Raw genomic sequence first — 16,321 nt, forward strand, 5'->3', positions numbered from 1 at the left:
GTATGTTTTTTTAAAAGGCGTCTTCTTGTGTATGGCATTATGACGATTCACCCGTAGTTAAGGTGAATTCCCTTCGAATTTTGCCAAAGTCTTTACTTACAAACTCTATGGCGACAGCCCGCGGTAACGCCGCGCCTTTGTAACTTTCACTCCACGAGATATCTTCGTCATCATCCAACGAACTGCTGTTCGAGGTGGCGAGAAACTCTATTTTTAAACTTTCTATGTCTTCTAGCAGCACTCGTACTTTCGGCTCGTAGCCAATAACATTATCCACGTAATTACTGTAAAGTCGCTCAAGCTTGTTCTCTTGAAGCCTGTAGGCAACAAACTGCAAAGTACTTCTCGGCAGCATTAATTGCGGGTTGTGCCAACCGCCTCTTACAAAACCAATACCATCATCATCGCTATCTTCGGTTTCTCCTCCTGCCATTACTACATCTTGCTTTTCTCCGTTTACACGAGAAGCGCGAGGCACAGCTTGTTGAAGATCTCGTTCAATCGTGATCATGGCCCGCTGTAGCAATTGGAGCTTAGCAAAACGCTCTTCAGAAATATCATTGCTGTCGATAACTGTGGTAAGTAAGCCCGTTGATGCCAGCCCGATAAGGGTAAATATGGCCATGGCAATCAGTATTTCTATAAGCGTAAATCCGCGCTGCATACTAGTTCCCCGCCGTTGGCTTAGCCACAAAAGTGGTAACCGATGTCACTGAACTTTCGTAGCTTTCATCTTCGCCTACCGAAACGGTAACTGCACGTAAGTCGTTATCGTTGGTTTTCGCGACGGTTTGTTGCCAGTACCAAGTGCGGTCAGCCATCTCCATGGTGCCTTTTAAATTATTTTTGGGCGGCCAGGTGGTATCAAGCTGAAGCTGGTTAAGGCGATTGCTTGCCACCCAATTGGCAAAAGTAACAGACTCTATTTGGCCGACGCTAGATAAGTGCTCGCCAGCGGCTTTAAGCACTGCGGTGCCAGTTAGTGCGAAAATAAGCAGTGCCACCATAACTTCAAGTAGGGTCAAGCCACGTTGGTTATGGGGTTGGTTAAACGTGCTGCTTTTACCAGAAGAATTTACCGAGCTTGTTCTCATACAAGGTGCTTTTAGAGTGGGCGCGTTCATAATGGACGCTCCAGGGGACCTTCAAGCACTAAAGGCGGTAAGTCTTGGTTTTGTAAGCTGTAATAGACAGGGTCGTCGCCGTCATCGCCCTCATAATTAAACGATAGGGTAAAAGGTGTTATTTCGCCGCTCGACATAATCAGCACTTGAGGCGGAGGCAGCTTTTTCTCTTCTTCGTTACCTATTTCAACGCCTTCGTCAGAAACACTTAGGTTCTCGTCGAATAATTCTCTGTCAAAGAGTCTATCTTCAACATCCCAGGGGAGGTCATCTAAATTCAACGTGAAGGTAAAAGGTTCGGGTAACGTGTAGGGCTCGTAGGTTTTTTCCCCTTCAATACGCTGCCACTCATCATCGTCGTCTAGGTAAACGAAGTAGTATTCGTTTTTGTCGGCTTCAAAACGCACGCCCAGCTGTTGTTGATTTAACACCGCGAAGTCGCTGGCCATATCAATGATCACCTGCAGGCGTTGGGCTTGGGTTTTTAATAGGTCTGACTTACTTGCGCCGAAGGCGTTAAACATAACGTAACCCGCCGCCAAGCCCATAAGCAGCAGTACTAGCATGACTTCTAATAAGGTAAAGCCTGCTTTATAAGCCGATGTACTGCCGCGGTAGCGCATATAGGTTAGTTCAAGTATTCGTTGATGTTCCAGTTACCAATGTCGTCATCAGTACCCGGTTCACCGTCTGGCCCATTAGAGAAAATATCCACCACGCCAAGCTCTCCCGGACTAATTAACGCATACGGGTTGCCCCATGGGTCTTCAGGTAGACGCTTAATAAAGCCGCCTTCTGGGTAGTTGCGTGGGATTGGGTCGATAGTCGGCGCTGTTACTAGCGCGTCCAGACCTTGTTCAGTGGTTGGGAAGCGGTTGTTGCGTAACTTGTACATTTCCAGCGCACTTTCCATTTGCTGAATGTCCACCGCGGCCTTTTTAAGCTGTGCTTCCTCTTGATTACCCAAAATTTGTGGTGCAACCATCGAGGCCATAATACCGATGATTAGAAGTACGACCATGACTTCAATCAAACTGAAACCAGAACTGCGATTAAGTGTTTTCATTAAATATTCACCATGTTGTTCAATGCTAAAATTGGTTGCAATATTGCCATAACAATAAACAGGACAATACCTGCCATAGATACAATAAGTAAGGGTTCAAATACCTTAAGTGAGACACCAATAAGCGCTTCAAATTCCCTATCTTGATTATCTGCAGCGCGAGCTAGCATTTGCTGTAGCTCGCCAGATTTTTCACCTGATGCAATCATGTGCATCATCATTGGCGGAAACATTTTCGTGTTGTCTAGCGCGGCGCGCAAGCTGGAGCCTTCTTTAACGTTGACTGCCGCATCGGCTACTTGATTTTTAATATGCTGGTTTTCCAGTACATCGCCTGAAATACGCATAGCTTCAAGTAGCGGTACTGCACTGGCACTTAATATACTTAAGGTACGAGCAAAACGGGCCGTATTTAAGCCTCTAGACACTTTGCCTATTAAAGGCAGGGTTAAAAGTGCTCTGTGATAGCGCAGCTTCATGTGCTTTTGCTGCAGTACGCGCTGAATAATAACAATAAGTACGCCTATGCCAATTAGCATAAATAACCCGTAGTTCTGAAGCCATGTACTTACAGAAATAAGAAACTGTGTTATGCCCGGCAGGTCTTGCCCCATGTGGTCAAACTGGCCAACAATTTTTGGCACTACCACGGTTAAAAGCAGTAAGACGATACCCATTGCAAAGAACAGCATTAACGATGGGTAAATCATCGCTTGAGTAATTTGGCTGCGAGTTTGCTGCCTGCGCTCTGTGTAATCGGCCAGTCGGTTAAGCACGGTATCAAGATGACCGGACTTTTCACCAGCTGCGACCATCGCGCGGTATAGTTCGTCAAACACACTAGGAAATTGTGCAAGCGCGTCTGCAAGTCCGTGACCTTCTACCACTTTACTGCGTACCGCCATCATCATATTTTTTTGACGGGGTTTTTCACACTGTTCGGCGACGGCGAGTAGTGCTTCTTCAACAGGAAGTGCTGATTCTACAAGCGTTGCCATTTGGCGTGTAAGAAGCGCGAGATCCGATGCTGAAATACGTGGCTTAAACAGTGAAAAAGAAAGTCCTTTGCCTTCGTTTTGCGCGCGCTCTGCAACTTGCTCTACTTTTAACGGAATTAAGCCTTTTTCACGCAGCTGTTGTCGTACCTGACGTGCGTTATCGCCTTCAAGCACACCACTTGTGTTTTTACCGCGGGCATTAACCGCTTTATAAGCGAATGCCGCCATTTAGTCTTCCCTCGTCACTCGAAGCACTTCTTCAAGAGAAGTTTCTCCAGCTAGCACCTTGCTGCAGCCGTCTTCACGGATGCTTGGGGTCGAGGTTCTGATATAACGCTCAATGGCTTGTTCACCCACACCTTCGTGCATCATTTCACGTACTTTTTCATCAACTAACAACAGCTCGTGAATGCCGGTACGGCCACGGTAACCAGTTTGATTACACGCTGCGCAGCCGTGCGGCTTATAGATGGTGGTGTCGCTCGTCGCACTCTGCCCCAGTACTTCAAGCTCAGAAGCGTCTGGTGCATGTGGCTTTTTGCAATCCGGGCAAAGGGTACGTACCAGTCGCTGTGAAAGTACCGCCAATAAGCTCGACGACAGCAAAAATGGCTCAATCCCCATGTCTTCTAAACGGGTAATGGCGCCTGCTGCAGTATTGGTATGCAGTGTAGACAGTACCAAGTGACCGGTTAAACTGGCTTGAACGGCAATTTGAGCGGTTTCGATGTCGCGAATCTCACCTACCATGACTACATCAGGGTCTTGACGCAAAATAGCGCGAAGCCCGCGGGCAAAGGTCATATCAACACGGGGGTTCACCTGTGTTTGACCGATACCTGGAAGGTCAAATTCGATAGGGTCTTCAACCGTTAATATGTTTCTGTCTCGCGAATTTATTTCAGTTAAACCGGCGTACAGCGTGGTACTTTTACCAGAGCCTGTTGGGCCGGTAACCAAGATAATGCCGTGAGGCTTTCTGATAAGAGAAGAAAAATGGTTTCGGTTTTGAAGCGTCATGCCCAAATCTTCTAGATTCAGGCGAGCATTATTTTTATCAAGTAAGCGTAGCACCACACGTTCGCCATGACTCGATGGCATGGTAGAAACACGAACATCAACAGCGCGACCGGCTATGCGAAGCGTAATACGACCATCCTGAGGCACTCGTTTTTCGGCGATGTCTAACTTCGCCATAACTTTAATACGCGATACCAACATGGATGATAGCTTGCGATTAGGACGCAAAATTTCGCGCAATACGCCATCTACGCGAAAACGAACAACAAGCTGGTTTTCAAAGGTTTCTATGTGAATATCCGAGGCACCCTCTTTTATCGCTTCGCCTAACATGGCGTTGATAAGCTTGATGATAGGTGCATCATCTTCACTGTCTAACAGGTCTTCAGTGTCAGGCAAGTCTTCGGCAAGGGCGAACAAGTCGCTTTCATTGCCAAGGTCTTCCATTAGCTGTTTAGCTGCAGAGCTATCGCGTTGAAACGCACTAGTTAATAGGTTTTCAAACTCGTCAGCAGGGATAGTTTTAGGTACAAACGGTTCCCCATAAAAGCGCCTAACTTCGGCAAATACGTCAAATGGCGTATTCTCTGTAAAATACAGTACAGCTGGTGTCTCGTTGGTTTCAAGCAATACCTGATTGCGCTTTGCAAAACTAAACGATAACTGCTTGGGGCCAGTCTCTTCTTCAGGTAAACCGGCCTCTTCACCCATGGCTTCTAGAGCTTCTTCTTGCGCCTCTAGTGCTTGAGTAAGTTGTTCATCCGCCATACTACTCGTTACCTTCTTTTTGCTTCTCTTTCTCTGAAAGGTACTCTTCAAATGAAGGTGGTAGGGCTAGTGCATCGTTCCACTCAGGCATGCTTGGCGTTTCAGCCGATGGCATTAAAGACACACCCTCTTGCTGACGCTTAAGCTGTAGCGCTCGAATATAGTTGTATTTACGGTGACTGATTGAGTTCATAGTAGCGCCATCACGCACAATCGTAGGCTTTAAAAACACCATTAGATTACGCTTACGCTTACTGGTCGACGTAGTTTTGAAAAGGTGACCAAGAATAGGGATATCGCCTAAAAGCGGCACTTTAGAGACACTTTCTTGTACGTCTTCATCAATCAATCCACCTAGTACGATAGTGCCGCCATCATCAACAATAACTGTGGTTTTGATTTCACGCTTGTTAATTGAAATATCTACCGAGGTTGCGCCGCTTACGCTCGACACTTCTTGTTCAATAAGTAATTGAACTGCATCGCCTTCGTTAATCTGCGGCGTTACTTTAAGTTTGATACCTACTTCTTGACGGTCAACCGTTTGGAACGGATTAGAGTTATTCGCCCCTGTTGTAGTACCGGTAATAATCGGTACCTCCTGACCTACAATGAAAAAGGCTTCTTCATTGTCCATAGTGGTAAGGTGAGGTGTGGCAAGAATATTAGAATTGGTATCAGTGCTTACCGCTTGGACAACTGCGCCCCAGCCATTTTCGATAACACCGGCAATCAATCCATTAGCACCACCTAAAAGGCTGGCTAATGAAGTATAGTCGCCTTCATCGGTGGTAGTCACAGTTACCACTTCACCGTCGTCGGTAACATAGGCTTCAGTATCTGTATCATCTTCTGCTTGCTTAAGGGCTACGGCTAATGAACCTACAGGAACCACACCGTTACTAAATTGCGTGCCGCCACCTTGTTCTGAAACCCATTGTACACCTAGCGTTGTGCCATCGCCTTCAAACACTTCAACGATAATAGCTTCAACTTGTACCTGCGCACGGCGAATATCTAGCTGTCGCACCACTTCCTCAAGCGAACGCATCATATCCGGCTCGGCGGTAATTACGATAGCGTTAGAATCTTCATGTGCGTCAATGCTAATTTCGCGGTTTGAACTCGCTCGGCGTGACGTAGTACCGCTGCCTTGCTCTTCTGCTTGAATACTGGCCGATACGCCTTGAAGTACCTTAACTAGATCTTCTGCTTTTGCGTAGTTTAGGAACAATACGCGAGTGTTGCCGTTAGACTCAAGCTCTTGGTCCATGCGCTGAATAAGATTAATAAGACGCTGACGTGCTTTAACATCGCCACTTACGATAACGGAGTTTGTTCTATCGTCAGCTACTACGCGAGGCTCAGACTTTGCGCCAGTATTCGCTTTGCCTTGAGACTTATTAATGCTTTCGATAATCCGCACCATTTCAGATGCTGACGCATAACGGAGTTTTACGATTTCGACTTCTTCATCGCCCGCGCGGTCTACGCGTTCAATGATTTCTACAAGACGGTTTACTACCGCAGCGCGGCCTGTCAGCATCATAACGTTTGATGGGTCGTGACTTACCACGTTACCGCCACCTGCTTGGTCATTAAGCTGTCGTAAAATGGGAGCAAGCTCACGCACTGGCACGTTATATACAGGTACTACGCGGGTAATAAACTCATCGCCGTCTTGTTGCGCGCCTTCTACTACTGGAATATTCGAGGTTTTCGCGTCTTTAGAGCGTACAACTTTTAATATACCGCTTGGCATTTCAACTACAGCAAAGTCGTAAACTTGCAGTACATTTAGAAAAAATTGATAGTACTGATCTTCGTTAAGCATGTCGTAACTGCGTACGCTAATTTTGCCGCGTACGTTTGGGTCGACAATAATGGTGCGCTCAAGATTTTTGCCAACAATATTAATGAATTCATTGATGTCAGTATCTTTGAAATTAGGCATGTATTCAGCGGCAGTCACCGAGAAACACAGAAGCGCCGTACACATAGCTGTGCCTAAGCGAGATAATAGTTTATGGCTAGTGCGCCTTTTCATTCTAACTTCCTTCATTTCCTAACATGTCGATGGCTGAATTGCTTGCACAGTTACTGTGCTGACCTCTACACAAACGCTTACCAGTAAAAAACGAGCCGTTACCGTTTTAGTTGTTGTTACGCCTCGGGTAAATCTAAGTAGAGCGTGGTTAAACTGCCATCTCGAATAATCGTTAATTCTATATTTTGTGCATTGCGTAGCTCAGACAGTGCCTCTTGCGATTGTTGCAAGTCGGTAAGGTCTAGCCCGTTAATTTGTGTAATGACATCGCCAGCCTGAAGCCCTGCCGATTTGAATAACTCAGGCTCTTTACCAGGGCTAACTTGGTAACCAATAAGTTGGCCTTCCTCGGTTTTCGGCGATATCGAAATAAAGTCTGTGAAGCTAGCTGGCCGCTCACGAAGTGCCGCGGTTGCTTCTAACGCTTCTTCGCTCAACTGTGATCTATCTTCTTCTTCCTGCTTTGGCGCCGGGCGCTGTCGGGCCTGCATTTCACGACGACGATTAGCTTCGTCGTAGTCAATGCCGTCTAGCATCAGGGTTTCGTTTCTTACCCCGTTTTTAATAATGACGCGATCGTTATACACTTTCTGCAGCGTGGCATTCGTGCCTTCAATTTTGTCGCCTAAACCATACACCGCCTGGCTTCCACGGTTTTCGATGATGGCCGTACCAGCTTTTTGTTCTGAACTTGCTACTACACCCGTTAAAGTTAGATTCAAACGCGTTTCCGGGGCGTCGGTCACTTCGGCAACGGGTTCAGCAGGTTTAGCTGCTGCATTACCAAATAAATTCAGCTGTTGTATTTTCGCTATGTTGACCCCACTTTTGCCTGATGACGATGAAATAACCGGAGCTCGGCTTACTGTGGGTGTCGCAGATAGTTGAGGTTCAGGTATAATTCGCCACACGAGTTTGGCAGCAAATGCAATTAAATACAGGCTAAGCAGAACCACTACTATGGTATGTAGCTGTTTTTGATGCTGGCTTAGATAAACAACCAGAGATTGTGGATTGGGTTTATTGAATGTCATGCTGCCACTAATGGTACTGCTTTATTATAATATAGTGAATTTTTGGTTAACCGCGCTTTAGCAAACCCATAATAGCCTAGTAAAGGTGAGGGTCAAACACTAAAGCCGCACCATTACGAAATTATTACATGAGCCAATCGGAAAGTAACAATACACCACAAAATGTGAGGCTGGACAAGTGGCTATGGGCTGCAAGGTTCTTTAAGACTCGCGCCATCGCTAGAGATATGGTGCAGTCGGGAAAGGTCCAGTACAACGGGCAACGAGCCAAACCTGGTAAGCATGTAGAGCTTGGTGCCATGATTAAAGTTCCCGCGGGATGGGATATTCGTGAAATTAAAGTGCTAGGCTTAAGTGATAAGCGTTTAAGTGCGCCTTTGGCGCAGGGGCTTTTTGAAGAAACGGCTGAAAGTGTAACAAAACGTGAAGAAAACCAAGCCGCTCGAAAAATGAGCGCGTTTCACAGTCCTAAACCAGATCATAGACCTGATAAAAAGCAGCGACGACAGATTATTAAATTTAAGCAGCAATAGTGTGCTGCTCAACAGGATCATTTATGAGCGATTTCGATAAATTACACCGCTTCCTATTTACTCAAGCTAACGTTCGTGGCGAGTTAGTTCGCTTAGATGAAAGCTTAAAAAACATAGTGCACAGCTATGAATACCCGGTGCAAATTCAAACCTTGCTAAGTGAAATGGCAGCGGCGACGTCACTTTTAACGGCAACGCTTAAATTTAAAGGTGAAATTTCACTGCAAATTCAAAGTAAAGGGCCAGTAAGTTACGCGGTATTAAATGCTACACATGAGCAAACGCTTCGCGGTGTGGCGCGCTGGGATGAAACACTGGAAACGCTGCCAGATACCTTTTCTGAGCTATTGTCGCAGGCCGTATTGGTTATTACGATTACACCAGATGAAGGTGAGCGTTATCAAGGTGTAGTAGCTTTGGATAAACCGTCTCTTGCTGAATGCATTGAAGGTTACTTTGCACAGTCAGAACAGCTCGCAACCAGTGTTCATCTGATGACAGACATGAGCGACCCTAAAAACGCGAAAGCGTCGGGCGTGTTATTGCAAGTACTACCTACCGATGCAAGCGCAACTGACGTGTCGCAGGCCAATGAGTTTGCTCATATCTCTAAACTTACCGAAACACTAACCAAAGAAGAGATGTTCTCTTTGCCAGTTGAGGACATTTTATACCGTCTTTATCATCAAGAAGACGTGGAAATGTACCCAGCAAAAGACGTTTCGTTTGCGTGTTCTTGCTCAAAAGAGCGCAGTGCAGAAGCACTTCGTCATGTAGAAAAATCTGAACTTCACGCAATTATTGCGGAAGAAGGCGCGATCAAAATGAACTGTCAGTACTGCCATGCAGAATACCGCTTTGACAGTATAGACGTTGAAGCTATTCACAGCGGCAACTTCGACGTATCCGCTTCGAGCCAGTAGCTATTTGGGTCAATGAATGGTTTAGGCGTTAGCCACATAGCGAATCATGACTCCCAATACGGTTACTATAGAGAAAAGCACTTCTAATGAAGTGCTTTTTTTTGCATTAAATGGATCTAGGAATAATTAACATACTTCACCTGTGGCTAAAAAATAGTCAGTGGTAAGTGTTTAAGTTTTCAACGCCTGTTATCGTCTCGTCTTATTGAGTTTATTGTAAGTTTTCACTTCAGCTTTCAAAAAAAACATTCGCTTTTTATTTTGAAATTCATCGATCATATAAGCTTCGCTACCCATAATTTCTGCATTTATATTTAGGGAAAACGTTTTTATTGTAATTATTTTACAATATTTATGAAATCGCAGTATTTTGAATAGTGATTATATGCCGTATAAATACGTCTAAGCCCTTATTTACTTTACACTTGAAGAGGTGATACTTTTTTGAAAGTGCTTTTGAAAAATTACATATAAGGTAACAGCCATGACCGCAGCAGCCTCAATTCAAACGGAACTGAAAGTAACGCCACTTATCGACCTGCCAAATGCAGAGCTTATCGAACGCGCCGTATTGCGCGGCGAAGGTGTATTAGACAAAAACGGTGCGCTTGTCGTTGAAACCGGCAAACGTACGGGGCGCTCTCCAAACGATCGCTTTATCGTTAAAGAGCCAACAACCGAGAACGACATCGATTGGGGCAAGGTTAACAAGCCTTTTGACGCTGACAAATTCGATGCACTGTGGGATAGAGTCGAAGCTTACCTGTCTACCCAAGAACACTTTCTTTCACACCTTCAAGTGGGCTCTGACCCTGAACATGCTTTATCTCTTGAAGTAAGAACGCAAACAGCTTGGCAGCACGTTTTTGCCCGTAACCTTTTTATCATCCCTAAGCAGTGGAATGTTAAAGGTGACCAGCCATGGCAAATCTTAAACGTGCCTGGTTTCACCTGTGAACCAGAGCGTGACGGCACAAACAGCGACGGTACAGTTATCATCAACTTCGCGAAAAAGCGCGTGTTGCTTGCTGGCATGCGTTACGCGGGCGAAATGAAAAAAGCCATGTTCTCAGTGCAAAACTTCCTGCTTCCAGCAAAAGACGTGCTACCTATGCACTGTTCAGCGAATGTGGGTGAAGAAGGCGACGTGACTCTGTTTTTCGGTCTTTCAGGTACAGGTAAAACCACGCTTTCAGCCGATCCTAAGCGTTTCCTAATTGGCGACGACGAGCACGGCTGGGCACCAGGTAGCGTATTTAATATTGAAGGTGGTTGTTACGCTAAATGTATCGATCTTTCTCAAAAGAACGAGCCGGTCATTTGGAATGCCATTAAGTTTGGTACCATTCTAGAAAACGTAGTGCTTGATGAGACGCGTACACCAGATTACACCGATACATCTCTAACCCAAAACTCACGTGCGGCCTACCCGCTTTCACATATTGAAAAGCGCGTTGCAGAAAACCGTGGTGGCGAACCTCGCTCGGTTGTATTTTTGACCTGTGACGTAAGTGGCGTATTGCCTCCTGTTTCAGTGTTAAGTGAAGAAGCTGCGGCGTATCACTTCCTAAGTGGCTACACAGCGAAAGTCGGCTCTACTGAAATTGGTTCTACTAGCGATATTGAATCAACCTTCTCAACTTGTTTTGGTGCGCCTTTCTTTCCGCGTCCAGCAGGCGTGTATGCAGAGCTTCTGATTAAGCGTGTTAAAGCGTTTGGCGCTAAGGTTTACTTGGTTAATACCGGTTGGACAGGCGGCCCTTACGGCACAGGTAGCCGTTTTGATATCCCTACTACACGCGCCATCATCGATGCGATTGTATCGGGTAACTTAGCTGACGTTGAAACTCAGCACATTGACGCGTTAAACCTAGATGTGCCAGTGGCAATAGACGGTGTAGACAGCAATTTGCTTGTGCCACAAAACACGTGGGCAGACAAAGAGAAGTACAACGAATACGCCGCTAACTTGGTTAACGACTTTAAACAGAACTTTGAAAAATACGATGTTAGCGACGCTATCGTTAAAGCCGGGCCGGGTAACTAACACTCGGTTCGCCCCTTCCCAACGTTCATCACACTCAACGTGATTGATGTTTTGCCCGCACCGTGTTGCGGGCTTTTTTATGCGGATTGGTATTATTAGGCTTTCGAGAACTAGCTGATTTTATGGCACCTTTAATGTTAGAGCATTGAGTTAAACCAATTTGTGGATACTGGAGTAAAGTTGATGTCGGCTTTGTACTGAAAAAGTTCGCTGTCCATATGACTATCTCTTATCCAGTATTTTCGTTTATCAATAGAGATAAGCCTTAGGGTGTAAGGCACGCCAAATGGATCTAGAGGAGCAGTTTCGATAAGTAGCGAAGTATCAAAAATACGAATCTCTCTTTGTTTGTTGTTTGGTGGGGGAGTTAATTTGTTTTGAGCATCATAAATAACTGGGACATGCAAATACACAACGCCTTGTGGGAGGTTATGTTTACTGACAACCTCAAATAACTCTTCGCGATCGAATCCCGATTGTTGGATGTCCCAACTGGAGTCAATAAATACTGTCGCTAAAGCGACGTTATTATCTCCAACATGAATAAATGCGCTAGGCTGAAATAATCTGACAAAGCAATAAAACCCAAATAAAGATGTAATGACACCAAATAACATCCATCGCATTATTCATTTCGCTCTAGATTAACCTTATTCGGAAAGGTTGGCATCGGCACATAATCAGTTGATGGCATAACGAAGTATTCTCCCATGATTAATAGACTCCCTGTTTATTCATCTTTTTATATCAGTAAGTGAGCCAAAGAGATAATCATTAACAAAGCAATTGTTGTTAACAAATTTAACATTATGAATACGTATGTTTATTTAAGTTGAGCAATGCACTGGCTATCATTCACCGTACACAAGTAGGCTTTAATTAAGCGCGCTTCGTTAATTAAATGCGGTTCGCCAATTAGGTGCGCTTCGCTATGAAGCATAAAGAAGGTTTTAAGCATGATAGACAGGAAACAGCGTATAGCACTTGCATGTGCTGGTTTGGCATTTTTCTCGGTAAATTCGGTAGCCGAAGTTCAAACAGCAACACTGGAAAAAGCAACGCTAAATATTGATACGGATACCAATGACTTCACGATAAGCGCGTTGCACGATAGTGGCTTTCAAGTAACGTATCTTACTGATGATAATGGTACGCCTTACGTAAATCTTCCGTCTATGGCGCTTCCCGAGCCCGCGTTGACTGATGTTACAAACAAAACAGCTAATGATGTAGAGCTAGTTGAAACCGCGACAACCCTAATCTTAAAGCTCAACAATATTGCAGCGCATGTTGATAAGGCGACGCACGCTATCAGCTATTCTGTTAACGGCGAAATCGTCGCGAAAGAACAAGGCGGACTAAGTATTTCCAGTAAAGGCGTCAGCCTGTCGTTTGCGTTAGATGAAAACGAAAAAGTCTATGGTGGCGGCCAGCGGGTTTTAGGAATGGATCGTCGTGGTCATAGCATGCCGCTATATAACAAAGCACACTATGGTTACACCACCTCTTCAAATCAGATGTACTTTGGGTTGTCGGCCGTGATGTCGTCAAAAAATTATAGCGTATTGTTTGATAACACCGCTTCTGGTGAGCTAGATATTGGCAAAACGAACAGCGACGAGTTGCTATTTAAGGCGCAAGGTGGGCGCGCCAGCTACATCATGGTGTTGGGTGAAAACCTAGAAGATACGGTAACGTCTACTGTAGCAGTAACGGGCAAACAGCCGCTTCCACCGCGTTGGTTGTTAGGTAACTTTGCTTCTCGCTTTGGTTATAAGTCGCAGCAGCAGGTAATGGATGTTGTCGACCAATTTAACACGCAAGATATTCCTGTTGATGCTGTGGTGCTAGACCTTTACTGGTTTGGTAAAGACATAAAAGGGCACATGGGGAACTTAAGCTGGGACACTGCCACTTTCCCTGAGCCTGAGAAAATGATTAGCGAGCTACGCGCTCAAAACGTGAAAACCGTACTTATAACAGAACCGTTTATTCTTACGACGTCAAAGCAATGGGAAAGCGCTGTTGCCAATAATGCCCTTGCTCAAAACGACGATGGTGCGCCGTATACCTTCGATTTCTATTTTGGCAATACCGGCCTTGTCGATGTGTTCAGTGAAGCGGGTCAAGACTGGTTTTGGCAATATTATGAAAAGCTTGCTGCGCAAGGTGTAGCCGGCTGGTGGGGCGACTTGGGCGAGCCTGAAGTACACCCTGATGATATACAGCACATGTGGCAGTCGAAAAAAGTAAGCGGCGCAGAAGTTCACAATGGTTATGGCCATCAGTGGGCGAAAACCGTGTATAACAATTTAACTGCACTACAGCCGGATACACGTCCGTTCGTACTCATGCGATCAGGCTTTTTGGGCAGCCAACGCTACGGTATGGTGCCGTGGACTGGTGACGTAAGCCGAAGTTGGGGCGGGCTTAAGCCACAGGTAGAGTTGGCACTTCAAATGAGTGTTTTTGGAATGGCGTATACCCATTCTGATTTAGGTGGGTTTGCCGGAGGCGAAACCTTTGATGCCGAGCTTTATACAAGATGGCTTCAGTTCGGTACTTTTTCGCCGGTATTTAGGCCTCATGCACAGGATAATATTGCCCCAGAGCCTGTTTTCCATGCCGACCCCGTGAAATCTATTGCACGCAAGTTTATTCAGCTTCGTTACGACATGCTGCCGTACAATTATTCATTGGCGTTTGAGAATGCACTGAACGGTACACCGCTAATGCGCCCATTGGCCATGGAGTATAGTGAAAGCTCATGGTTTGAAAACGCTGATAGCTATTTATGGGGCGACGCGCTGTTAGTGTCACCCGTGACTAGCCCTGACCAGACTCAATGGCCGACAGTTCTTCCTGAAGGCGTTTGGTTCGACTTTTTCTCAAACACCAAATACCAAGGCGGGCAAACGGTAAATTACCCGTTAACCCAAGAAAACTTCCCTGTATGGGTTAAAGCAGGCAGCTTTATGCCCATGTCAAAAGGGCTTGATCGTACAGAGCAGTTTAATGCTCGCGAGCTAGAGATACATTACTGGCACGACAGCTCTGTAGCTTCATCTTCTTACACCTATTACGAAGATGACGGTAAGAATCCAACGTCTGTTGAAAAAGATTTGTACACTAGTTTACAGCTACGCTCGTCAGTTGATGATAACGCTGAGTTAACCCTTTCTCTTGGCAGTGACGGCAGCTATATCGGTATGCCGAAGCAGCGCAACATCACCTACGTGGTGCATGGCTTTAGTCAAAAACCTTCGCGTGTTTTAGTAGATGGCCATAGCGTACCAGTAGCATGGGATGAAAAAGGGAAAACGCTTTCGCTTGCATTTAACTGCGACTATCAGCAGTCTGTTGAAGTTGTGATCATGCGATAATGTAAGTTGGGCTCATGAGATAAGAAAGGCCGTTGAGCTGTCTTACTAGGCAGTTTAGAAGGGCTCACTTTCTAAGTTAAGGGCACTACCTAGATTGTGCCCTTACAAGTACATCCGCTGTAATCCAACTGATATCAACTGTGGAGCCTAAATGAGCCGACTTCCCGCTACCATTGTTATCTTTTCCGGTTTTTTCTTAATTGGTAAATTATTTCTTTTATGGGGAATACTTCTGCCTGATATTGCCGCCGATCTGAATATGTCTGAGGTCGTCAGTGGTGCTTTGTTCTCGCTGTTTTCGGTGGGCATGATGTTAGGTGCCGTAATTGGTGGTAAATACGCCAGCCGCTTTGAGTACATGCCCCTGCTAGCTACCCTATTCAGTGTGAATACGGGGCTTCTGCTTTTGGTTTCAGTACTGTCATCTTGGCAATGGTTTCTAGTGTTAGCCGTATTAATCGGTGTGGTGAGTTCAACGATTTTTACCATAGGACACACATTGATTGCGCGGATGTACGTTGAAAAGCGCTTTACTATGATGGGCTTAATGGACTTTATGTTTAGCCTAGGTACGTTTGCCGCCTCGTTTTTTGTAACACTGTTATATCTTATTGAACAAAACTGGCGATTGCCCATTCAAGTAGTAGCAGGCGTGATGATTATTCTATCGTGTTATACCTATATTGCTGCGCGGTCGCAGGCGAAAGTCCTCAAAGGTCAACCAAAACAGCCTAAGAAAACCTTGGCATTTGGCACCATCATCAAACAGCCTGTTTTTATATTTCTAACCTTGCTCACGTTTGGCTATGGCGCGGTAGAGTTTGGTAACGCTAACTGGTTTGTAAGCTATGCGCAAAACGGTTTAGGCTTTACTGGCGAACAGTCTAGAAACCTACTGGCATGCTTTACCGCTGGTATGGTCATAAGTCGCCTGACCTTTCCATTTCTGCTTCGCTTTGTGTCAGTCCATCGCATGATAGTACTTATGGCCACCGCTTCGCTTGCTGGCGTTTTTGCACTTAAAATGATGCCGACTTTCTATGGCATAGGCGCGGGTAATTTATTGCTAGGTTTAGGGCTCGGCGGGCTATTCCCGCTTGCACTGTCTGCGGCAATGAATATCGACAGCGACAACGGCCCAGTGCTTTCTGGCATTGCGATTATCGGCAATTCTACTGGGGTACAGGTAGCTTCTTTTTCTACCGGCCTTTGGGCTAACTTTGCCCCTCTTACCACGGCATTTTGGGTGATTCCAATAGGGGGTTGTTTGCTGTGGCTAGCTTCTTACGGTTACAGCAGAAAGATAAAGTACCACAATGACCCCGTAGGCCGAACGACCTGAGAAGGCTGCGAAGGTTAAGAAAGCTCAAGGCAGAAA

At 45.6% G+C, this 16,321-nt stretch carries 14 protein-coding genes; 5 read left to right on the forward strand and 9 right to left on the reverse strand.

Going from position 1 to position 16,321, the window contains the following annotated elements; translation table 11 throughout:
* Positions 1–37: 37 nt before the first annotated feature.
* The 8 genes from gspJ to gspC form a co-directional block, all read right to left on the reverse strand.
* The gene (gene gspJ, locus IW644_RS12840) at positions 38–664 is read right to left on the reverse strand and encodes a type II secretion system minor pseudopilin GspJ (protein ID WP_269917929.1); all 627 of its coding nucleotides are present in this window, start codon (positions 662–664) and stop codon (positions 38–40) included.
* Between the two features lies 1 nt (position 665).
* A complete protein-coding gene (gspI, locus tag IW644_RS12845; protein WP_179985000.1) occupies positions 666–1,094 on the reverse strand; it encodes a type II secretion system minor pseudopilin GspI in 429 nt (142 codons plus the stop codon).
* A gap of 26 nt (positions 1,095–1,120) precedes the next feature.
* Entirely contained in the window at positions 1,121–1,747 is a 627-nt protein-coding gene (gene gspH, locus IW644_RS12850; protein ID WP_269917930.1) for a type II secretion system minor pseudopilin GspH, read from the reverse strand.
* Positions 1,748–1,752: 5 nt separating this feature from the next.
* Positions 1,753–2,190: a type II secretion system major pseudopilin GspG gene (gene gspG / locus IW644_RS12855; RefSeq protein ID WP_012520130.1), complete on the reverse strand. Its 438-nt coding sequence runs from the start codon at positions 2,188–2,190 to the stop codon at positions 1,753–1,755.
* Positions 2,190–3,416, reverse strand: a complete 1,227-nt coding sequence (gspF, locus tag IW644_RS12860; RefSeq protein ID WP_269917931.1) for a type II secretion system inner membrane protein GspF — start codon at positions 3,414–3,416, stop codon at positions 2,190–2,192. Before gspF ends, gspG begins: the two co-directional genes overlap by 1 nt.
* Positions 3,417–4,976, reverse strand: coding sequence for a type II secretion system ATPase GspE (gspE, locus tag IW644_RS12865; protein ID WP_269917932.1), 1,560 nt, complete (start codon positions 4,974–4,976; stop codon positions 3,417–3,419).
* A 1-nt stretch (position 4,977) separates the two neighbouring features.
* Positions 4,978–7,023, reverse strand: coding sequence for a type II secretion system secretin GspD (gene gspD / locus IW644_RS12870; RefSeq protein WP_179984997.1), 2,046 nt, complete (start codon positions 7,021–7,023; stop codon positions 4,978–4,980).
* 116 nt (positions 7,024–7,139) lie between these two features.
* Positions 7,140–8,057, reverse strand: coding sequence for a type II secretion system protein GspC (gene gspC / locus IW644_RS12875; RefSeq protein WP_269917933.1), 918 nt, complete (start codon positions 8,055–8,057; stop codon positions 7,140–7,142).
* Between the two features lie 128 nt (positions 8,058–8,185).
* Here gspC and hslR point away from each other — a divergent pair, with 128 nt between their 5' ends.
* From hslR to IW644_RS12890, 3 genes are all read left to right on the forward strand, one after another.
* Positions 8,186–8,590, forward strand: coding sequence for a ribosome-associated heat shock protein Hsp15 (hslR, locus tag IW644_RS12880; RefSeq protein WP_269917934.1), 405 nt, complete (start codon positions 8,186–8,188; stop codon positions 8,588–8,590).
* A 23-nt stretch (positions 8,591–8,613) separates the two neighbouring features.
* Positions 8,614–9,513: an Hsp33 family molecular chaperone HslO gene (gene hslO, locus IW644_RS12885; protein ID WP_269917935.1), complete on the forward strand. Its 900-nt coding sequence runs from the start codon at positions 8,614–8,616 to the stop codon at positions 9,511–9,513.
* Positions 9,514–9,997: 484 nt separating this feature from the next.
* Positions 9,998–11,560, forward strand: a complete 1,563-nt coding sequence (locus tag IW644_RS12890; protein ID WP_269917936.1) for a phosphoenolpyruvate carboxykinase — start codon at positions 9,998–10,000, stop codon at positions 11,558–11,560.
* A 137-nt stretch (positions 11,561–11,697) separates the two neighbouring features.
* Here IW644_RS12890 and IW644_RS12895 read toward each other — a convergent pair whose 3' ends face one another.
* Positions 11,698–12,177, reverse strand: coding sequence for a hypothetical protein (locus IW644_RS12895; protein WP_269917937.1), 480 nt, complete (start codon positions 12,175–12,177; stop codon positions 11,698–11,700).
* A 339-nt stretch (positions 12,178–12,516) separates the two neighbouring features.
* On the opposite strand from IW644_RS12895, the gene IW644_RS12900 reads away from it, so the two are divergent.
* Together IW644_RS12900 and IW644_RS12905 are read left to right on the forward strand one after the other, a co-directional pair.
* Complete coding sequence (locus IW644_RS12900; protein ID WP_269917938.1) at positions 12,517–14,943, forward strand: TIM-barrel domain-containing protein; 2,427 nt, start codon at positions 12,517–12,519, stop codon at positions 14,941–14,943.
* Between the two features lie 151 nt (positions 14,944–15,094).
* Positions 15,095–16,285 carry an MFS transporter gene (locus tag IW644_RS12905; protein ID WP_269917939.1) on the forward strand — a complete coding sequence of 397 codons (1,191 nt, stop codon included), beginning with the start codon at positions 15,095–15,097 and terminating at the stop codon, positions 16,283–16,285.
* The last annotated feature ends 36 nt before the right edge of the window (positions 16,286–16,321 follow it).

Source organism: Alteromonas sp. PRIM-21 (assembly GCF_027563165.1).
Classification (GTDB): Bacteria; Pseudomonadota; Gammaproteobacteria; order Enterobacterales; family Alteromonadaceae; genus Alteromonas; species Alteromonas macleodii_A.